Origin of the sequence: Citrobacter sp. Marseille-Q6884 (genome assembly GCF_945906775.1) — a bacterium.
GTDB lineage: Bacteria > Pseudomonadota > Gammaproteobacteria > Enterobacterales > Enterobacteriaceae > Citrobacter.
Genome location: NZ_CAMDRE010000002.1, coordinates 1,211,893 through 1,233,188, shown reverse-complemented (window position 1 = coordinate 1,233,188; position 21,296 = coordinate 1,211,893). Strand labels below are relative to the sequence as shown.

General features: G+C 49.3%; 19 protein-coding genes and 1 pseudogene. 2 read left to right on the top strand and 18 right to left on the bottom strand.

The window, feature by feature from the left end:
- Window positions 1-29: 29 nt before the first annotated feature.
- From N7268_RS21150 to cybB, 11 genes and pseudogenes are all read right to left on the bottom strand, one after another.
- Window positions 30-713, bottom strand: coding sequence for a hypothetical protein (locus tag N7268_RS21150; RefSeq protein ID WP_260864340.1), 684 nt, complete (start codon window positions 711-713; stop codon window positions 30-32).
- A gap of 2 nt (window positions 714-715) precedes the next feature.
- Complete coding sequence (locus N7268_RS21145) at window positions 716-1,612, bottom strand: hypothetical protein (protein WP_260864339.1); 897 nt, start codon at window positions 1,610-1,612, stop codon at window positions 716-718.
- 226 nt (window positions 1,613-1,838) lie between these two features.
- Window positions 1,839-2,498 (bottom strand): hypothetical protein, encoded by a 660-nt coding sequence (locus N7268_RS21140; RefSeq protein ID WP_260864338.1) that lies wholly within the window; start codon window positions 2,496-2,498, stop codon window positions 1,839-1,841.
- Window positions 2,495-3,406: a hypothetical protein gene (locus N7268_RS21135; protein ID WP_260864337.1), complete on the bottom strand. Its 912-nt coding sequence runs from the start codon at window positions 3,404-3,406 to the stop codon at window positions 2,495-2,497. Before N7268_RS21135 ends, N7268_RS21140 begins: the two co-directional genes overlap by 4 nt.
- A 342-nt stretch (window positions 3,407-3,748) precedes the next feature.
- Window positions 3,749-3,940, bottom strand: a pseudogene (locus N7268_RS21130) (IS1 family transposase); the annotation flags it as partial.
- Between the two features lie 117 nt (window positions 3,941-4,057).
- Window positions 4,058-4,483, bottom strand: a complete 426-nt coding sequence (gene arsC, locus N7268_RS21125; RefSeq protein ID WP_198904125.1) for a glutaredoxin-dependent arsenate reductase — start codon at window positions 4,481-4,483, stop codon at window positions 4,058-4,060.
- A gap of 12 nt (window positions 4,484-4,495) precedes the next feature.
- On the bottom strand, window positions 4,496-5,785 hold the full coding sequence (locus tag N7268_RS21120) for an arsenic transporter (RefSeq protein ID WP_260864336.1): 1,290 nt from the start codon (window positions 5,783-5,785) through the stop codon (window positions 4,496-4,498).
- A gap of 46 nt (window positions 5,786-5,831) precedes the next feature.
- Entirely contained in the window at window positions 5,832-7,583 is a 1,752-nt protein-coding gene (arsA, locus tag N7268_RS21115; protein WP_260864335.1) for an arsenical pump-driving ATPase, read from the bottom strand.
- A gap of 17 nt (window positions 7,584-7,600) precedes the next feature.
- Window positions 7,601-7,963 carry an arsenite efflux transporter metallochaperone ArsD gene (arsD, locus tag N7268_RS21110; protein WP_260864334.1) on the bottom strand — a complete coding sequence of 121 codons (363 nt, stop codon included), beginning with the start codon at window positions 7,961-7,963 and terminating at the stop codon, window positions 7,601-7,603.
- Window positions 7,964-8,010: 47 nt separating this feature from the next.
- Window positions 8,011-8,364, bottom strand: coding sequence for a transcriptional regulator (gene arsR, locus N7268_RS21105; RefSeq protein ID WP_198904121.1), 354 nt, complete (start codon window positions 8,362-8,364; stop codon window positions 8,011-8,013).
- A gap of 132 nt (window positions 8,365-8,496) precedes the next feature.
- Complete coding sequence (cybB, locus tag N7268_RS21100) at window positions 8,497-9,027, bottom strand: cytochrome b561 (RefSeq protein WP_260864333.1); 531 nt, start codon at window positions 9,025-9,027, stop codon at window positions 8,497-8,499.
- A 189-nt stretch (window positions 9,028-9,216) separates the two neighbouring features.
- Here cybB and gap point away from each other — a divergent pair, with 189 nt between their 5' ends.
- On the top strand, window positions 9,217-10,218 hold the full coding sequence (gene gap / locus N7268_RS21095; protein ID WP_198904119.1) for a type I glyceraldehyde-3-phosphate dehydrogenase: 1,002 nt from the start codon (window positions 9,217-9,219) through the stop codon (window positions 10,216-10,218).
- Window positions 10,219-10,264: 46 nt separating this feature from the next.
- Here gap and aldA read toward each other — a convergent pair whose 3' ends face one another.
- From aldA to hrpA, 3 genes are all read right to left on the bottom strand, one after another.
- The gene (gene aldA, locus N7268_RS21090; RefSeq protein WP_260864332.1) at window positions 10,265-11,704 is read right to left on the bottom strand and encodes an aldehyde dehydrogenase; all 1,440 of its coding nucleotides are present in this window, start codon (window positions 11,702-11,704) and stop codon (window positions 10,265-10,267) included.
- Between the two features lie 200 nt (window positions 11,705-11,904).
- Window positions 11,905-12,696 carry a YdcF family protein gene (locus N7268_RS21085; protein ID WP_260864331.1) on the bottom strand — a complete coding sequence of 264 codons (792 nt, stop codon included), beginning with the start codon at window positions 12,694-12,696 and terminating at the stop codon, window positions 11,905-11,907.
- A gap of 58 nt (window positions 12,697-12,754) precedes the next feature.
- On the bottom strand, window positions 12,755-16,657 hold the full coding sequence (gene hrpA, locus N7268_RS21080) for an ATP-dependent RNA helicase HrpA (RefSeq protein ID WP_260864330.1): 3,903 nt from the start codon (window positions 16,655-16,657) through the stop codon (window positions 12,755-12,757).
- 201 nt (window positions 16,658-16,858) lie between these two features.
- Here hrpA and azoR point away from each other — a divergent pair, with 201 nt between their 5' ends.
- The gene (azoR, locus tag N7268_RS21075) at window positions 16,859-17,464 is read left to right on the top strand and encodes an FMN-dependent NADH-azoreductase (protein WP_005126702.1); all 606 of its coding nucleotides are present in this window, start codon (window positions 16,859-16,861) and stop codon (window positions 17,462-17,464) included.
- 45 nt (window positions 17,465-17,509) lie between these two features.
- Here the strand turns inward: azoR and N7268_RS21070 are convergent, their stop codons facing one another.
- From N7268_RS21070 to N7268_RS21055, 4 genes are all read right to left on the bottom strand, one after another.
- Window positions 17,510-17,689: a hypothetical protein gene (locus N7268_RS21070; protein WP_260864329.1), complete on the bottom strand. Its 180-nt coding sequence runs from the start codon at window positions 17,687-17,689 to the stop codon at window positions 17,510-17,512.
- 143 nt (window positions 17,690-17,832) lie between these two features.
- Window positions 17,833-18,156, bottom strand: coding sequence for a YdbL family protein (locus N7268_RS21065; protein ID WP_198904114.1), 324 nt, complete (start codon window positions 18,154-18,156; stop codon window positions 17,833-17,835).
- Window positions 18,157-18,163: 7 nt separating this feature from the next.
- Window positions 18,164-18,355: a YnbE family lipoprotein gene (locus N7268_RS21060; protein ID WP_198904113.1), complete on the bottom strand. Its 192-nt coding sequence runs from the start codon at window positions 18,353-18,355 to the stop codon at window positions 18,164-18,166.
- The gene (locus N7268_RS21055) at window positions 18,352-20,991 is read right to left on the bottom strand and encodes a YdbH family protein (RefSeq protein ID WP_260864328.1); all 2,640 of its coding nucleotides are present in this window, start codon (window positions 20,989-20,991) and stop codon (window positions 18,352-18,354) included. Before N7268_RS21055 ends, N7268_RS21060 begins: the two co-directional genes overlap by 4 nt.
- Between the last annotated feature and the right edge of the window lie 305 nt (window positions 20,992-21,296).

Below are 21,296 nucleotides of genomic sequence, written 5' to 3'. Positions count from 1 at the left end.
GATTGATATAATAACTATCATATTGTATTTTAATCACCGTCAACGCGGTTAACTCTACTTTGCCACTCATCTATTCGCCAGTCTTTTGCTTCACCTTTTTTTGTATAATGTCGTTTATTATTCAACTTCAATATAGCAACGGTATCTTTAGGAAACGCAATTAATTTATCATTATCGCCTTTTATTTTTTTCTTCCAGGAGTTATCTGAAGCATACTCGTCAAGAATCTTAACGTTCCCATTTTGGTCGAAATACCTTATTTTAAATTTAAGGTACGCACAGATATAATCGTCATAAGGTGAATATGTTTCACCAAATTGATAGCATTCATTCACATTAGTCGCCTTAATTGCTGAGCAACTATTCGGATTGACAGCGTTAAACTCATCAACCGACGAATAAGGAAGAATTGCAAGATAACTCCCAGATATATATCTCTCCCTTAACTTAGCATTATCACCTTGATATTCATTAGATTTTATATAAAAACTGCCAGGAAAACTAATTGCTAATTTAGAATAGGATATTTGATTTTGCAGTTTATTATTAGAAACAAATTCAGTCACGACATTATCACAAACACCTTTAAATAAGCGATTACTTTCTATATTGTCAAGCGTTTTTAAATATAAAACATAACATAATACACATATAAAAAATATTAAAATAAAAGATTTAACTTTATTTCTCAAAATGTGGTTAAAATAATGCAAGATTACTCTCCCTGTAAAACAAATCTGGATTCAATGAGACAGATAGCACGAGCTTCATTATTCCCATAAGCCCATGTCATATATGTATGCATATGATTAAATACATAAGCAACAATAGCCAGTCTACTTCCTTGCTCCGGATAAGAACGCGTCATCAATAGATAATATTGGTTATCCAGATTAACTAATTCTTCAAAAACAGATTCATTTTCACTAATGTCACTCCAGTATTGTTGAGAATATTTTTGCTCATCTCCATTTTCAGCCTGAAAATTCAAAAATTTAAATATCTCATACCACTTAGTTTTATCCTGAAAACTTTCAAATTCATAAATCCAGGCTGATTTTCGTTTAGACCAGACCTTCAAATTTTCAGAAAAGAAAGAGCGCCTGAACTGGATAAAATCCGTATAGGATTCTGTGTACTTTGTAAAATAACCATCTTCGATATCAGTAGCAAGTATCAAAGTATCATAGCCTTGCCCAATAAATCGATACCAGTAATCCTTCTGCGGTTTCCCTTTCTCATCCACCCATGGAATTTCATACTCCTCGGTACGAAAAAGATGCGTTCCCAACAACCTGCGTGGCATATTCAGACGAGTTTGCAACAGAAGTTCAGGTAACGGATGGTAAATCTCCGGAGATGAATTAAAGTAACGCCGGTCATAGCCCTCCTCATTAAGCGCATCCAGGATGATTTTGCATACAGGTTTATCTTCCGCATAAACCATATGAAAACTGTCCGGCGGGCGGCGCTTTTCAAGCTCGCTCCAGCTTATGGTCGGTGGCGATGTCCTGTTCTCCTCTGACACGGCAACCTGAGTTTCAGCAGCGACCAGGTTGCCGGATACCGGAAACATCAGCCATGCCGCCAGTATTACCCCTTTTTTATTCATAATAAATGCCTCCCTTCCCGATAATCTGAAAAGCGTTATTAATTAACCCTGGAAATAAATAACTTTAATGAATATTGGAAATCAATAAATCATGTAACAACACATTGTTCCTCATAGATAAAGATTAATGAGATCAGTAAAGGTTGGTGATAAGTTATTTAAAATATTCTTGGCATCTGTCATGATGTATTCCATTAATTATTAATTTATTGTATTAATCAATCTTTCAGTCTCTATCGTTGTACATAGATCTATCAATCCACTCAATTATTTTCCATTCACTTACTTTTTTTCCTTGCACATAATCTCGTTCCAATTTCAATACTGCCGCAGAATCCTTTGCATATGAGATAAGGTTTTGAACGTTCTTCTTGTTCGTATCCCCGTCAGCATATTCATCAAGAATTTTTATTTTTCCTTTTTCATCCTTATATCTAATTTTATAATTAAAATAAACGCAGATATATTGTCCCTCATCAAAAGGTGGGTCCATTTCATTATAACACCTGGCGATATTATCAGTTTTTTCCGCAAAACAACTATCAGGGTTGAACTTATTGAATTCATCTACAGAAGAATAAGTCAATAGAGTGAGATAATTATTATTTGTATATTTTTCCCTCAACCCTCTATTGTAATAATCTACAGTCTTAATATAAAACGCACCAGGAACTCCAATATTCATTTTCCTGGACATCATTTCAATTTGCCGCGTATTATCAGAAACAAACTTATCAATAACATTATCACAAGCTTTCTTAAACAAGACATTGTTACTTATTCTCTCGTTTATTATTCTCATTGATACTTGTGCAATAACATACAATAACAACAAAAAAATTACAGATTTTACTTTATGCCGACATATATATTTTATGAAAATCATAATTTCACACCTTGCAAAAGAAAGTTTGATTCAATTAAACAAATAGCACGAGCCTCATTTTTCCCATAAGCCCAGGTCTGAAAGCTATGCATATAATTGAAAGCAGAAACCACAATACCTATAGCCTCATTTTGCAATGGATAGGCTGGTGTTGATAATAGATAATAATCACTATTAATTTTTATGATCTCATCAAATATATCATCGCCAGCTTTAATAGGATACCAGTATCCATCTGAATATTTACCCTCCTCTGTTCCTCCATAAATTTCCCAGGCCTTAAAACTTCCATTCCATTTTTTGTAATTTACGTAATATTCAGCAAAAAAATCGAATTCTGGTATCCATGCCAGTTTTCTTTTAGACCAGACTAATCTGTCTGTTGAAAAAAAGGTACGTCTGAAATCGATAAAATCCGTATAGGGTTCCGTATGATTTGCATAGTAACTTTCATTGATATCAGTGGCGAGTGCCAAAGTATCATAGCCCTGCCCAATAAATCGATACCAGTAATCCTTCTGCGGTCTCCCTTTCTCATCCACCCATGGAATTTCATACTCCTCGGTACGAAAAAGATGCGTTCCCAACAACCTGCGTGGCATATTCAGACGTGTTTGCAACAGAAGTTCAGGTAACGGATGGTAAATCTCCGGAGATGAATTAAAGTAATGCCGGTCATAGCCCTCCTCATTAAGCGCATCCAGGATGGTTTTGCATACAGGTTTATCTTCCGCATAAACCATATGAAAACTGTCCGGTGGGCGGCGTTTTTCAAGTTCGCTCCAGCTTATGATCGGTGGCGATGTCCCGTTCTGTTCTGACACGACAACCTGAGTTTCAGCAGCGACCAGGTTGCCGGATACCGGAAACATCAGCCATGCAGCCAGTATTGCCCCTTTTTTATTCATAAAAATGCCTCCCTTCCCGAAAAAATGAAAAGCGTTATTAATTCACCCAGAAAATAAATAACTTAAATAAATATTGGAAACCAATAAACCATGTAACAACATGTGTTATGAGGTTATTTTGTATGATGCACAATAAATCAAAAAGTTTAATTATTTGCAGAAATAAAGTGATATTCACTGGGTATGTATTTTAAATTCGAGTGAGTTATATAGAATTATAAAATAAATGAATATGTATTATTGTCAGGTTACAGAATAAGAAGGGTTGGCGAGTTGCGGAGCAATGAAAGTTCTGTCAGAAACCGGGAAGTCCGGTTATACGATTTTTGGTAATGCCTCCAATCAGTAGAACATGTATTTTTCGATGAAGGAACCGATGAATTTTTCGTGGACCTCGATGGAGCGTGCGATGCAAATCGTTTTGCGAGCCAGCCGCTTGATGCGGGTACGAAGCGTCAGATTGTTACGTTCAATGCGCTGTGTAAAGATTTTACCTGTCAGGTGCTTCTCCTTCGGCACTTCTCTGGCATAGGCCAGTACAATAATAAACGCGTTGGGGATATGTCAGTTGGAGAGGATATCGCTAGCGGAAACTTTATCTCCTCAGCATATATGGGGCATAAAGATAAAGGGGCCGCAGCCCCTTTATCTTTATTTCAGTCGTTTACCTGCATCGTCAACCACCTTCTCACCGTCTTCCTTGGTGAAAGCCCCCTTCTGTGCATCCGGCAGGATTTCCAGGACAACTTCTGAAGGACGGCACAGTTTGGTGCCTAACGGCGTCACGACAATCGGACGGTTAATCAAAATGGGATGTTGCAACATAAAGTCGATGAGCTGATCGTCCGTATATTTATCGTCTGCAAGGCTCAGTTCCTCATAAGGATCAACATTTTTACGCAGCAGCGCCCGCACGGTGATCCCCATTTGCGCAATGAGTTTGACCAGTTCGTCGCGTGAAGGTGGGTTCTCAAGATAATGAATCACGGTGGGTTCGACTCCGCTGTTGCGGATCATCTCCAGCGTATTACGCGACGTGCCGCAGGCCGGGTTGTGATAAATCGTAATGTTGCTCATATCAGTATCTCATTACAAAGTGATTGAGAGGCGTAGCGCCAGCGCGGCCAGCGTTACAAACAGCACAGGCAGAGTCATGATAATCCCGGTACGGAAATAATATCCCCAGGTGATCGTCATATTCTTCTGTGAAAGGACATGCAGCCAGAGCAGCGTTGCCAGGCTGCCAATAGGCGTAATTTTGGGGCCCAGATCGCAGCCAATGACGTTGGCATAAATCATCGCCTCTTTGATCACGCCAGATGCCGTACTGCCATCGATCGACAGCGCACCCACCAATACGGTAGGCATGTTGTTCATGATGGAAGACAAGAATGCAGTCAGGAATCCGGTGCCAAATGTCGCAGCCCAGAGGCCTTTATCGGCCAGCAGATTCAACACACCAGAGAGGTATTCTGTTAACCCGGCATTACGCAGTCCATAGACCACCAGGTACATGCCCAGCGAAAAGATAACGATCTGCCAGGGCGCACCACGCAGGACTTTACCGGTATTAATGGCATGACCCCGTTTCGCCACTGCAAACAGGATGGCTGCGCCAACCGCCGCAATGGCGCTGACCGGAATACCAAGCGGCTCAAGAACAAAAAAACCAACCAGCAGAAGAATCAACACGATCCAGCCGGTTCTGAACGTTGCCGGATCCTTGATGGCTTTTACCGGCTCCTTAAGACGTTCCAGGTCATAGGTCGGCGGAATGTCTTTACGGAAGAATAAATGCAACATCACCAGCGTGGCGACAATAGCGGCGATATCCACCGGCACCATTACCGACGCATATTCCGTGAATCCCAGACGGAAGAAATCGGCCGAAACGATGTTCACCAGATTCGAGACAATCAGCGGCAAACTGGCCGTATCCGCAATAAACCCGGCGGCCATCACGAAGGCTAACGTAGTGCTCTTGCTGAAACCCAGCGCCAGCAGCATGGCGATAACAATCGGGGTCAGAATAAGTGCCGCGCCATCGTTGGCGAACAGCGCCGCCACCGCTGCACCGAGCAAAACGATATACGTAAACAGCATACGGCCGCGACCCTTGCCCCAGCGGGAAACATGCAGCGCCGCCCATTCGAAAAAGCCAGATTCATCCAGAAGCAGACTGATAATAATGACGGCGATAAAGGTGGCTGTCGCATTCCAGACGATATTCCATACCACGGGGATATCAGCGATATGCACAACGCCAGAAATCAGAGCCAGTATCGCCCCGAACGTGGCGCTCCAACCGATCCCTAATCCCTTCGGCTGCCAGATAACCAAAATGATGGTCAGGACAAAAATTGCGCCTGCCAGTAACATAAACCCTCCTGACAGGACGGCTCCACCGCCCTGTATAAACCAAAAATCACCCTACCAGCGTTCTGAGTTTTTCGATGCCTGTGGGTTCTGAAGCCAGTAACGGAACTAACGCCATGCGATTAGCATGTTGATGCTTAACGGCGTCAATCTGGGCCAACTCATGCTGAGCACGCTGACAAAGCAGCGGCGAATGGGTATCCGCAATGGAAAGCGTGTTATTGATAATCCAGCCCCAGGGATGAATCCCCGCACGTTGCAGATCAGCCTGCAGATTTGCCGCCTCCAGCACAGGGGTGGTTTCCGGTAACGTGACCAGTAAGACTTTGGTGCGTTCAGGATCCTGAAGCTGCATCATCGGCGTAGTAAAATGACCTTTATCCCCCATTTTCCGGGCGATCTCACGATGGTAAGCCCCGGTTGCATCCAGCAATAACAACGTATGCCCTGTCGGCGCCGTATCCATCACCACAAACCGCTTACCGGCTTCACGAATCACGCGTGAGAACGCCTGGAATACGGCAATCTCTTCAGTGCACGGCGAACGTAAATCCTCTTCCAGCAGTCGCTTGCCGGCTTCGTCCAGATCTCTGCCCTTCGTCTCAAGCACATGCTGGCGATAGCGTTCGGTTTCCTCGTACGGGTTGATCCTGCTCACCTGCAGATGATTAAGGCTGCCATTAAGCGTGGTGTTCAGGTGCGCGGCGGGATCAGAGGTCGTGAGATGCACATCAAACCCCAAATCCGCCAGCCTGATGGCGATAGCGGCAGCCATGGTGGTTTTACCGACGCCACCTTTCCCCATCAACATAATCAGGCCGTGTTCACTGCGAGCGATATCCTCGACCAGGCCAGAAAGCGACAGATGCTCTGGTTTGTTTGGAATGGCCGTTTCAGCAAGCGGAGTGGTCGCAGGTTGCGCATTAAGCAGTGCTCTTAATGCGGGTACGCCAACCATATTTACTGGCTGAAGGAATAACGTGTCTGTCGGCAGCCCAGCCAAACCTACCGGCAGATGTGCCAGTGCCTCCTGCTCGCGCTGCCAAATTGCCGCAGCTAAGATGTCGTTTTCTGTTTCGGTTTTCGGCAGAACACCATTAATAACCAGATACTGATTTTTGAGACCAATCGTGGCCAGTTCCTCATGCGTTCTGGCGACTTCCTGCAGTGTTGATTTTTGCAGTCGCGCAACCAGCACCAGCCGCGTACGTTCGGGATCAGATAATGCCTCAACCGCATGAGCATATTGCTCGCGCTGCTTTTCCAGCCCTGCCATCGGTCCGAGACACGACGCGCCATCTGGATGACTTTCAATGAAACTGCTCCAGGCACCCGGAAGCTGGAGGAGACGGATCGTGTGGCCTGTCGGAGCCGTATCAAAAATGATGTGGTCAAAACGGGTCAGCAGAGCGTTGTCTGTCAGTAGGCCGGTAAACTCATCAAACGCAGCGATTTCCGTCGTACATGCGCCAGAAAGCTGCTCGCTGATACTGTTAACGACATCCGCAGGCAAGAGTCCTTTGATCGGGTCAACAATTCTGGCGCGGTATTGCTGGGCGGCAGCTTGCGGATCGATCTCCAGCGCTGAAAGGCCGGGTACGGCAGCCACAGGAAGGATCGTGTTACCGATAGTCTGGTCAAATACCTGACCGACGTTGGAGGCGGGATCGGTGCTAACCAGCAGAACCCGTTTCCCCTGCTCCACCAGACGAATCGCCGTCGCGCAGGAAATTGACGTTTTACCCACACCGCCCTTACCGGTAAAAAACAGATAAGGCGGGAGGTTTTGTAAGAATTTCATCTGTCCTCCTGACATACTCAACAACAGGATGTATTGCCACCGCAGCAGCTTTTCGGGGCGACGCCGACTTTTTCCAGCGGTATACCAAACCAACGCGCCAGTTCAGCACGTTTTGGGTAACGCCCTGCCATTACCGTTTCACCGTCCAGCAATAACAGCGGAAGTCCTTCCGCTCCTGAAGCCTCAAGGAATGCTTTCACTTTCTCGTTCTGAACGAAACTCATCGGTTGCTGCGCCAGATTGTAGCGTTCGATCTGAACACCACGCCCTTTCAGCCATTGCACATCAGCTGAAAAATCTACCAGTACCTGATCGACATCAGAACCACAGACGCCGGTACTGCAGCACATCGCAGGATCAAACACCGTTAACGTTTTCATCTTCAATACCTCACATTCGAAAAATCATATATGTTCAGGCAAATTTTTTAGAGACAAACAGCCTTGCCGCTACCAGAGCAGTTTGCAGATGCCAGCTTACGGGCGATGGCCTGTACGTCGTCCTGTTGGCTTAACCAGGCTTGCTCAATCACCTGAGCTGCCCATGAAGGAATATGTGGAGACAAGCGGTAATGCACCCACTTCCCCTGCTTGCGATCCAGCAATAATCCACTTTCACGTAACATTGCCAGGTGACGGGAGATTTTGGGCTGCGACTGTTCCAGCGCCGTGCAAAGATCGCACACGCACAACTCCCCCATTTCCCGAAGCAGCAAGACAATTGCCAGGCGGGTTTCATCTGAGAGGTTTTTGAAAAGCTGCAGGGATGACATTGGTGACATTCTATCCTCCTGTTCCGGGAAACAGTGTCTCTCTGTGAGAGACAGATGTCAAAAACAAATATGATATTTCATATGTGTTAGTACTGAAGTGCGGAAAACGCCCCACATGATGTGGGGCACTGGAAAGCAATGTTATGAACGCTTACGCGGCATCATGCGCAGTAGCGTATTGTCCTTCCAGAAATAGTGATGCGCCAGGGCTGCGGCCGCATGCAGGCCAATCACAACATACCCCAGGTTAGCCAGCGTCACGTGCCAGGACTTTAGCATATCAACCAGTTCAAAGTTGGCTTCTGCCGCATGGGGCATCACGAGCCCAAAGGCTATCCACGGATTGCCCCGATTGTACATCATCACCAGGCCAATAACAGGCAGCGCAATAAACAGCAGATAGATAACCAAATGCCCAAGATGCGCCATTCCGGTCATCATCGGCTTGGGTTTCGGCACAATAGGCGGTGTCGGGTATTTAAGTCTGAGCAACAGACGCACCACCATCAACGTCAAAATCGTTATGCCGCAGGAGACATGAACCATGTTGAACCACGGACGGTAACTTCGCGGCGCAAAACCCCGGAACTCCATCGCACAGTAGGCCACGATGACCAACAAAAAGACCAGCCAGTGAATCCCGATTTGCAGGCCAGAATACTTCTTCCCCATAACACTTCCTGAATAAAAACAATAATGCGTCAACATAACGGGCTTTTGTTAAAAATTCATTAATTTTTGTTCGCTCATTTTCAGTCAGTTACGCTTAACCGCATAAACAGGTATTGCCCCTGATGCCTGACTGGACTATGCCTGGTAGGGAAAATATGTCGTACCGCCTCATCCTGACAGGAGAAAACCATGAGTAAAATTGGCATTAACGGTTTTGGTCGTATCGGTCGTCTGGTATTGCGTCGACTACTGGAAGTAAAAAGCAACGTGGACGTCGTCGCCATCAACGATCTCACCTCCCCGAAGATCCTCGCCTATCTGTTAAAACACGATTCAAACTACGGGCCATTCCCCTGGAGCATCGACTTTACCGAAGATGCGCTGATAGTTGATGGCAAAAAGATTGCTGTTTACGCGGAGAAAGAGGCAAAAAATATCCCGTGGAAAACGTCAGGTGCGGACATTATTATCGAATGCACCGGCTTTTATACGTCGAGCGAAAAAGCCAGCGCGCACCTGGATGCGGGAGCCAAAAAAGTCTTGATCTCCGCCCCTGCCGGGGACATGAAAACAATTGTTTTTAACGTGAATGATGACACGCTGGATGCCAGTGACCAGATTGTCTCAGTCGCATCGTGCACCACTAACTGCCTGGCCCCCATGGCGAAAGCGCTGCACGACAGCTTTGGTATTCAGCTTGGTACTATGACCACCATTCATGCTTACACAGGTACACAGTCACTGGTGGATGGCCCGCGCGGGAAAGATCTACGGGCATCGCGGGCAGCAGCGGAAAACATCATTCCCCATACCACCGGCGCGGCAAAAGCGATTGGCCTGGTCATCCCGGCATTGAGCGGGAAATTAAAAGGTCATGCCCAGCGTGTGCCGGTAAAAACCGGCTCGGTTACTGAACTGGTGTCTATTTTAGGCAAAAAAGTCACTGCCGAAGAGGTCAACAATGCCCTGAAACAGGCAACGCTGAATAATGCGTCATTTGGTTATACCGATGAGGAAATTGTCTCTTCAGATATTATTGGCTCCCATTTCGGGTCGGTATTTGATGCAACCCAAACGGAAATTACCGAGGTGGGCGATCTGCAACTGGTGAAAACTGTCGCCTGGTACGATAACGAATACGGTTTTGTGACCCAACTGATTCGGACACTGGAAAAATTTATCAAACTTTAATGCGTTGAAAGATGCCGGGTAACGACAACGCTACCCGGCATAACAATCAGGATTGCAGATAAACCACCTGCGTTTGCAGGTACTCATTCAAACCGTGTTTACCGTCTGCGCCGCCAATCCCGGATTTACGCCAGCCGGCATGAAAGCCCTGCATCGCCTCGAAGTTTTCACGATTAATATACGTTTCGCCAAACTTCAGCCCTTTAATCGCTTTCATTGCCATGTTCAGGTTTTGCGTGTAAATCGATGAGGTCAGCCCGTAGTCACTGTCATTGGCCATCGCCAGCGCTTCATCGAGGGTTTCGAACGCCACCACGGGCAGTACCGGACCAAATGTCTCTTCGTGCATAATCGCCATGTCCTGGCGAACATCCAGCAGTAAGGTTGGCGGATAATAATAGCCTTTACCTTCTGCCGCTTTACCGCCAAGCGCTATACGAGCCCCTTGCTGCACGGCGCGGGCAACTTTCTCCTCGACGCGCGCCAGCGCTGCCGCGTTAATCAACGGTCCCATCGCGATATCATTACGTTCAGCCGGATTACCAAACTGAACGGCTTTCATCGCCTCGCCCAGGCGATTGACGAACGAATCATAGATCCCTTTTTGAACGTAAACGCGCTCAGCGCAGTTACACACCTGCCCGGTATTAATGACCCGCGAATCAACAATCGCTTTGACCGCCAGCTCGAGATCCGCATCATCCATGACGATTGCCGGGGCTTTCCCCCCTAATTCCAGACATACCCTGGTGATATTTTTTGCTGCTGCCGTCATGATTTTTTCACCCGCAGCCACACTCCCGGTCATACTGACCATCGCCACCTTCGGGTTTCCGGCCAGCTCCTGACCGACCGTTTCTCCTCGGCCCAGTACCAGGTTAAATACGCCGCGCGGCAGGCCGATATCATCAACAATTTTGGCGAAGGCGATGGCGTTATTCGGCGTAAATTCACTCGGCTTAATCACAATGGTATTGCCCGTCAACAAGGCGGGCGCCAGCTTGCGGGCGATGAGGAAAAACGGAAAGTTCCACGGTAGAATGCCTGTCGTAACGCCCAGTGCGCGCTTAAACAGCAGGATATTCTCACCAGGACGATCGCTTTGCAGGATTTCGCCCTCGTAACGACGCGCCCACTCCGCCATATAATCGATATAATCAGCGGTAAACGCGACCTCAACCTCTGCCAGTTGCTGGATTTTTCCACCTTCAGCCACAATCAGCGCGCTGATCTCGCTGGCGCGTTCACGAATGCCCGCAGAAATTTTGCGTAACCAGTTCGCACGCTCAATGGCTGGCAGCGCTTCCCATTCAGGTTGGGCACGCTGCGCCGCATCGATGGCTTTACGCGCATCGTCAGCTCGTCCATCGGGAATGCGGGAAATCACCTCTTCCGTCGCCGGGTTGATCACATCAATCCAGGCATCGTCGTGCCAGGTCACAAACTGCCCATCGATATACATAGGATGTTGTACGGGTACTGACATGCGCTTCTCCTGTGATTGATTTGTTTTTAACAAGTAAAACTATTGTTAATTAATATCAATCATGCCTGGCGCATGACCACTGTAAACGTGGTTCTGTGAGCCGCTTCATAAAAGCGTCTGGCAAAGTCGCAACGAAGGGAAATTAATCGGCGGGAATCATGCCCGTTTGCACAAAAAGCGCGGCAAACGGGCATCGGTGATTACAGGGAACGGCTCTGCATTAAATCCATCAACGCGGTGTCGCCTTGCAGATGCTGCCAGGCATCCTGCACATTCTGCGGGATGTCGACATGCACGATAAAATCACGACCACGAGGGCCATAGCCTGTTTCATCATCGCGCAGACGCGGAAGCTCACCGGTAATCAGGGAAAGATAACGATCAACCGACCACAATCCCTCTGTCGTTGGCACAAAATCCACGCCGTCGTCTGACAGAGCCAGTTCCGGGGTAAAACCGGGGAAGCTTATCCAGGTCGGAGCATGCGGATCATCGCGTGTGACCCTGTGAAAGGTCACCATCGTACGCCGCTGCATAGTGGGATCCTGCACCACAATAGCGGTGCGTATGGTTTCAGTCGCCTGACGCAGTAACGCACAGCTAAACCTGGCGTTCTCCCCGCAGTTTGTTGATTGATCTTCCACCCAAATTTTTTCACCCGGAATTTGCCAGAACTGGTGAGCGATATCAGCAAGAATCGCGGCTTCCGCGCGTCCGGTGGTGCGGATCGTGTTGTAACGTGGATGCTGAGCTATAGCAGCATACAAGAATGTCGTGGAATGGCCGATACCACCGCTGATCAGCAATGGAACCTGCTGTTCTTTCGCCAGCCGACACGCCGCGTCGATTGTCGGGATCACCGCGTTTCCCGCCAGAATCACACAATCCGACGGAACGGCAATCTCTTCACCGATATCATTCTGGGCCAGCCATCGCCCCACAGTGTTTATCGCCTCAAGAGTAGTAACGGAAAGCGACGGAAACGGTCTCATATTCTTGACTCCTGCTCTTTATTCTCCATGCCGGGCGACACTGCCGCCCGGTACGGTGTTAACTCGTTATTTGATCCATCGCCTGCAGAATACGCTTATCTGAAATCGGATACGGCGTTCCCAGTTGCTGAGCAAAGTAGCTGACGCGCAGTTCTTCAATCATCCAGCGAATCTCCTTCACGTCGTTATCTTCACGACGTGCCGGCGGGAGTTTGTTGAACCACTGTTGCCAGGCTTGCTGCACGCTATCCACTTTCAGCATCTGCGCGCGATCGCGATGAGGATCGATAGCCAGTTTTTCCAGACGTTTTTCAATTGCCTGTAAATAACGCAGCGTATCGCCAAGACGTTTGAAGCCGTTGCCGGTGACAAATCCGCGATATACCAGCCGGCTCATCTGCGCTTTGATATCCGAAAGCCCCAGCGCCATCGTCATATCAACGCGTCCTTTCAGACGTTTATTGATATTAAATACGGCGGTCAGGATCCTCTCGACCTGCTTCGCAATCTCAACAACAGTATCGTTCAGTTCGGCGCGCACTTTTTCGTGTAACGCTGCAAAGCCCTCTTCTGTCCACACCGGCCCGCCGTTGGCATCAATCAGTTGATCCACCCCACAGGAGATGCAGTCGTCGATCAAATCCAGGACTTTGCCGTACGGGTTAAAATACAGCCCCAGCTTGGCTTTGTTCGGCAATTTTTCATGCAGATACTTGATGGGCGAAGGAATATTTAACAACAGCAAACGGCGTAAACCGCACCACATCGCCTGTTGCTGTTCCAGCGGATTATCAAACAGCTTGATCGACACACTGTCCCGTTCGTCCACCAGCGCTGGCCACGCTTTCACTTTGTAATTGCCGCGTTTTTGCTCGTAGCTTTCAGGCAGCTGGCCGAAACTCCAGATGTGCAGCCCGCTTTGTTCGATACCGTCATCGGCCACTGAAGAGAGCGTTTCCTGAACTTTGCCCTTCAGCGCCTCTTTCAACTCCTGCAGCGAACGTCCTTCTTGCAGCTTCTTGTTTTTGTCATCCACCACGCGGAAGGTGATTTTCAGATGATCGGGAACCTGATCCCAGTGCCAGTCTTCACGGTCAACGGTGACACCCGTCATACGACGCAACTCCCGCTCCAGCGAATCCAGCAGCGGCAGTTCCAGCGGCGTGACGCGACCTAAGAACGCTTCCGCGTAGTTCGGGGCTGGCACAAAATTACGGCGTACCGGTTTTGGCAGGGATTTTATCAGGGCGATCACCAGTTCACGTCGTAACCCCGGTATTTGCCATTCGAAACCGCTCTCTTCCACCTGGTTTAATAATGGCAGTGGAATATGTACGGTCACGCCGTCGGCGTCAGCCCCGGGTTCGAACTGATAACTTAATCGCAGTTTGAGATTGCCCTGATGCCAGAAGTTCGGGTAATCCAGCTTGCTGATTTTCTCCGCGCCTTCTTTGATGAGCATGCTCTTTTCAAAGTTGAGCAGATCCGGCGTTTCCCGACTGACCTTTTTCCACCAGCTATCGAAATGACGCGCAGAGACCACATCATGGCTGATACGCTGGTCGTAAAATTCAAACAACGTTTCATCATCAACCAGAATGTCGCGGCGGCGTGATTTATGTTCTAACTCTTCAACTTCCGCACGCAGCTTCAGGTTGTCACGGAAAAAGGCATGGCGTGTCTGCCAGTCCCCTTCGACTAACGCATAGCGGATAAACAACTCTCTCGAAAGCGCCGGGTCGATCTGGCTGTAATTCACTTTACGGGCGGCAACAATCGGCAAGCCGTAGACGGTCACTTTTTCGGTTGCCATAACCGCGCCCTGCGCACGTTCCCAGTGCGGTTCACTGTACGAACGTTTAATCAGGTGCTGGGCGACCGGTTCGACCCACTCAGGATCGATACGTGCAGCAATACGTCCCCACAGACGGCTGGTTTCCACCAGTTCAGCAACCATCGTCCACTTCGGTGGCTTTTTAAATAAACCGGAGCCGGGGAATATAGAGAAACGGGCGTTACGCGCACCAGTAAACTCTTGTTTATCCGCGTCCTTCATCCCGATATGTGACAAAAGACCGGTCAGTAGCGCCACGTGAATTTCACGATATTCAGCAGGCTCGCTGTTGACCGGAATGCCCAGCTCTTTTACCACCTGACGCAGTTGCGTGTAGATATCCTGCCATTCACGTACGCGCAAATAGTTAAGAAAATCCACCTTACACTGGCGGCGGAACTGATTAGACGACAACGCTTTTTGCTGCTCACCGAGATAGTTCCAGAGGTTCACAAAAGCAAGGAAGTCGGACTCTTTGTCGTGGAAGCGACGATGTTTCTCATCAGACGCCTGCTGTTTATCCATTGGACGTTCACGCGGGTCCTGAATCGACAGCGCCGAGGTAATGATCATCGCTTCACGCACACAGCCATGTTTCTGCGCTTCCAGCACCATACGTGCCAGACGCGGGTCAACCGGCAACTGCGACAACTGACGCCCTAACGGGGTAAGTTTGTAGGCCGTTTGCTGTTCATCAGTCGTAATCGCGCCCAACTCTTCCAGCAGGCGCACACCATCCTGAATATTGCGTTTATCCGGCGCTTCAACAAACGGAAACGCCGCGATATCGCCCAGACCCAGCGCGGTCATTTGCAGAATAACGGACGCCAGGTTGGTTCGCAGGATTTCCGGGTCGGTAAATTCCGGGCGCGACAGGAAATCATCTTCGGAATAGAGACGAATGCAGATCCCTTCCGATACACGACCACAGCGACCTTTACGCTGGTTAGCCGAGGCCTGCGACACCGGCTCAATCGGCAAACGCTGGACTTTCGTTCGGTAGCTGTAGCGGCTGATACGCGCGGTACCCGGGTCAATCACATACTTGATCCCAGGGACAGTCAGCGAGGTTTCCGCCACGTTGGTTGCCAGTACGATTCGACGCCCGCTGTGGGACTGGAAGACTCGGTTTTGCTCACTATTGGAGAGGCGCGCATACAGCGGCAGCACTTCCGTATGGCGTAAATCCAGTTTATTCAGTGCATCCGCGGTGTCGCGAATTTCTCGCTCACCGCTCATGAAGATCAAGATATCGCCAGGGCTTTCACGTCCCAGTTCATCCACCGCATCGAAAATGGCCTGCAGTTGATCGCGCTCGGTGTCATCCGCCTCTTCAACAATCGGACGGTAGCGCACTTCCACCGGATACGTCCGGCCAGAGACTTCAATGATCGGCGCATTGTTAAAGTGGCGCGAGAAGCGTTCAGGATCGATGGTCGCCGACGTGATGATAATCTTCAAATCCGGGCGTCGCGGCAGCAACTCTTTCAGGTAACCCAGCAGAAAGTCGATGTTCAGGCTACGTTCATGCGCTTCATCAATGATGATGGTGTCGTACTGCATCAACAGGCGGTCCTGCTGGATTTCTGCCAGCAAAATACCGTCCGTCATCAGCTTGACCATGGTGTTATCACTGACATGGTCGCTAAAGCGCACTTTGTAACCGATGCAACCGCCCGGCTCCGTTTGCAGCTCTTCAGCAATACGATTGGCAACCGTGCGTGCAGCCAGACGGCGCGGCTGCGTGTGGCCGATCAGCCCTTTAATTCCGCGCCCCAGCTCCATACAGATTTTCGGCAGCTGAGTGGTTTTACCGGAACCGGTTTCCCCGGCAACAATCACCACCTGATGATCGCGAATGGCTTCCAGGATGTCCTGTTTTTTCTGGCTGACAGGCAGATTTTCCGGGTAGGTTATTTCCGGTCGCGCGGCTTCACGCAGCACAACCTTACCTGCTGCCAGTTCAATCTCTTTTGCCATCTCCTGGTAAATGGCCTGTTGTGCATCAGGATTTTTAACCTTCTTCACGCCCTGCAGACGGCGGGAAAAACGCAGTCTGTCACGCAGCATCAGTGAATCCAGCTGGTGCTGCAACATGGTGAAGGTTAATTTTTGTTGTTCTGTCATAGCATTAGAGGGCAGTGCTCTGCCGGGTTAAATCTCTTTTAGATGATAGATATAGAGTACCACATTGGCGCTTCGCATGTGTTGTTCAATAATTTCGAACATAGGCTTCGATATATTGCGCTATCACTGCGGCAGGATTGTGAATAAAGTGTCAACAAGCAACGGGGCACATCCCCTTCAAACACATAAAAGGAAACACCCATGAGCAAGGTATTAGTTCTTAAATCCAGTATTCTGGCAGGGTACTCTCAGTCTGGTCAGTTGTCTGATTATTTTGTTGAACAGTGGCGTGAAAAGCACTCTGCTGACGAAATCACCGTCCGTGATCTGGCTGCAAATCCTGTTCCGGTACTGGATGGCGAACTGGTGGGTGCAATGCGCCCAAGCGATACCCCGCTGACGCCGCGTCAACAGGAAGCGCTGGCACTGTCTGATGAGCTGATTGCTGAGCTGAAAGCCCATGACGTGATTGTGATCGCCGCACCGATGTATAACTTCAATATCCCGACGCAGCTGAAAAACTATTTCGACCTGATTGCTCGTGCTGGCGTAACCTTCCGTTATACCGAGAAAGGACCAGAAGGTCTGGTGACCGGCAAACGCGCTATCGTACTGACCAGCCGTGGTGGTATCCATAAAGATACCCCGACCGACCTGATCACCCCGTACCTGAATGTTTTCCTGGGCTTTATCGGCATCACTGACGTGAACGTCGTGTTTGCTGAAGGTATTGCTTACGGTCCGGAAGTGGCGTCTAAAGCGCAGTCTGACGCGAAAGCCGCAATTGATAGCGTGGTTGCCGCCTGATCATTCTCCCTCTCACCGCCCGGTGGGAGGGATTCTTTCCTGTTCTTACTTCTTTGCCTGTTTCCCGTGAATACGGTTAATATCACGCCAGATTGGCGAATACTCTCTGCACTTCGCCAGATTCTCTTCCCAACAATGACGCAAAAATTGTTCCGGCTCTGCGACATCCCGGCTTAACAGCTTGAATACCCAACGATTCCAGACATACCACTTGAAAAGCCACATGATTTCACTCCAGGACGCAACCGGTCATGAAATATATCAGTATTAGTATGATTCCATGTGGCAACTATTGCGCTGTGGATGACATGCCTGCCCGCACATTCGCAGAGTCGTTAATCAACGTTGGATGTTAAAAAATCAAACGGCTATTTTTTCAACCACTTGCCATTAATGCCCTGTACATATTCTCCCGGTTTCGCACGCTCCACCAGTTTCTGTCCTGCCATTTTCGCGACATCATCAACCGGAATATTGTTACTTTCCGCCAGTTGCTGATAACTGGCACTGCGCGCTTTATTGATATCACTCACCAACGCCAGGGTCTGCGCATCCGTTTTTAACGCGACAAGGTAGCCGTTGAGCGTTTCCCCCACCCGCCCCTGCGTTCTGGCTTCGTTCAGGGTCAACGCAAACGCGTTGGCACTCAGTAAACTCAGGATCAGGATGGACACTTTAAGCTGTTTTTTCATCGTTACCTCAGAACAAATCACTGCGCGATTTCAACAGGCTCTCGACGTCTTTATCGACTTTGATATGGATCTCATGTTCGATTTTGACGTTCATATTGATCGTGATGGGTTCTTTTGGCGCAGCCACTTCTATACGCGGCGTGCATCCCACCAGCAGAAATGATGCCAGTAGTCCAGGCATGGCAGTTATCATTTTCATTGTTGTTCCTCACATTCCTTGCCTTCCGGGCAATGGGTTTCTGGCAGCGCTGCATTTTGTTCAAGCCATGCCTGTAAATTGTCGCCAAAACGTAAACTACGCCATAACGTAAATACATTTTCTTCATGGGTGTAATTCAGGTTCACCGTCCCGACTTTGCCATCTACCCGACTATTTCCTGTGACCGTGGCCTGCATCGTTAAAACGCCTAAATTATCCAGATTTATTTTTGTCCATGAATGGCTGATTTCCATATAGCGTAACCAGTTTATAGCTGCACTGGCGGCCATATTATCTTTAACAACTGCATCGGCCGTGTCTTTATCGATACGCAGCGTCATGGGACCTGGATTCGTCAACCAGCCATCTTTGATGATCCATTTTTCATTGTTCAGCCATAACGGCAGCGCACCGCTGACCGGGCCCGACATAGCAAACTGTTTGGGATTAACCGCGCTGATCAGTTCACTGGAGGAGATGTTCTGCACCCGAACTAAAGCCGGATCGTGTTGCGGCATGCGCAGCTGTTGCATGACGACTTTCCCCCCCAACAACTCGGCGCTGACATCACTTAACAGGAGTGGATTATCTTCGCTCCAGGGATACCCGCCCTGCAGGTCGGCGGTGATATTTTTCGCTGTCACCTGATTGACCACTTCCGCAATACGCAGTGAGATTGGCCCGCGCGTGCCCAGCTGCCATGCCCCTTCACTAAAGCGAAACGGCAGGACGAAATCGACACCATTGATTTGGTTGTCCGGCATCCAGGCGCTCCCGCCTTTCAACACGCCGTGACCACCCGCCTCAAAACCCTGTTCTGGCGCCGCGGAGAACGCGACCTGCGCATACAGTTCACCTTCTCGCAGGTTCATTTTCCAGTCTGGTGGCACCAGCGGCTGGAAAACCGTGAGCGATTGTTTTGGCCACCAGGCTTGTCCACGCAGGCGGATGCCGTCCCAACGCCCGTTCAACTGTACGGGGCCAATTGCGCCCGCGTGAAGCTGTCCCTTAAACTGGAATAGCGTCGGGTCACTCCCGTCAACACTGAATTTCAGGGTTGAAGGCGGTAAGACGCTACCACCGGTAAAGAGTGTATTTCCGGCATCCAGCGACAGCGCACCGCTAAACGTTGGTGCCTTAGCATCTCTGACCCAGACAATCGGTTCATCCATCACCAGACGCGGGGTTTCCACTTTCATGGTGCCGTACTGAAGCTGATCGAATCCGGTAGAAAGGTCAAAAAGTTTGAGGGTGTTGTCGTGCCACTCGCCCTTACCCGCCACATCCCAACGGGCGTTCATCGGCGTAAAGCTGCCTTCTCCCCAGTAACGCCAACGCCAGCGACCGGCGTCAGGAAGAAAGTCATTGGCCAGACCATCAAGATGCAGTTCAAAGTCACCCATCTTGTTTTCATGCGCGCGCAAAATGGCCTGTAACCGACCATCTACGCCACGTTGAGTCACCTTTACCCCCGCCAACGGCCAGCGAATTTCGTCAATATCCAGCGAGTTAATCACCCGCCCACGCGAGCGCAGCAGCGCGCCGGGTTCGAAAGACAATTGAGGATCGTTCAGACTTCCAGTCAACCGGGCAGGTAACACCGCATAAAAAATCAGATCACCCTGCTTGGCTTCGCCGGTTAACTGTAACGGCATTTCGCTGTTATCCATGGCAAGTTTGCCCGGACCTATCGTCAGAACCGCGTTACCTTTACCGGCATCACCTTGCGTCAGAATATTCAGACGCCCACTCACCACCGCGTTTTCCAGACCGTTTTGCCAGTCTTCAACTTTCACGCCCAAACGACCGCTTAATGGGAATCCCTGATAAGGCCAGTTCCAGCGGCCGTCGCTGATCGTCAGCTGTTTTCGCGTGATTTCCCATGGCAGATCGAGCAGCGGATCCGCGTTATCCCGCGCCATGACGATCAATTGCCCGCGGTTTTCTTGCCACTCCAGCTCTGCATCCACCAGTGAGGGCTCCTGGGGCAGACTCAGGCTCGCGACCGCATGCCCGCTCACCGGCAACCCATCGGGAACCAGCGGCATGGTAAATTCACCGACCAGTTTTACCGGTGGCTGATCGTCAAACGCGGCAACGTCCAGCTCGCTTACCGTCAGATTTTGCCCATGCAAACGGCCCTGGAATTTAACCTTATCGCCCTGGTAACGCAGCTGTTGGATAGCGGGGGTCAACGACAGAGAGAGTTTTCCCTGCCACTCCTGCCAGGGAGTAAGAACGAGTTTATCGATGTTAATCCAGGTATTGGGCAACATGGATTGCCACTCTGCCAGCGTTTTCGGTGCGGCAGGCGACGGTTGCGTCTGCGGCAGTTTCGCCAGGCAGGTGGAATCCAGTTCAAGTGTGCCAACATTGAGCAACCAGCGGCTGGGGTGTGACAGATCTGCCTGCGTAACGCGCGCCAATGGGCAATCATCAACCAGATAACGGAGCTGGGGAATATGTAACCCGTGACGGGTAAGCCGGGGACTCTCATCCAACGCGATGCGCGTACCGACCGGTAACCAAATACCCGCCAGCGTAGGAACCCACAGCCCCAGCGTCATCAACAACGTCAGCGGCACGAGGATCAATAATAAGAGAAGTGCCAGAACGGCTTTATATTTACCCTTCATGGGCAGTTAATATCCTGATTTAGCAAAAATTTAAGCCGGTTAAGGCCTGTATTGTGGCATGTTTAGCTAAATATGCCCACCTTAAGAATAGATGCTCCCGAAATATATGTAGTATTAATAGAATGAGGATTATTCAGAAAGCTACCGATTGATCAATAAGATAGCGATGGATTATGAAGGGCAATAACGACGCAGAATTAACCACACTGCATGGATGAGGTTAACAGCACGCCATGACACGTGCTGTCGGGAAGGTGAAGCATCAGGGAGTGGAGCAGGATGATTGCCACCCTGCTGTGCGCTCA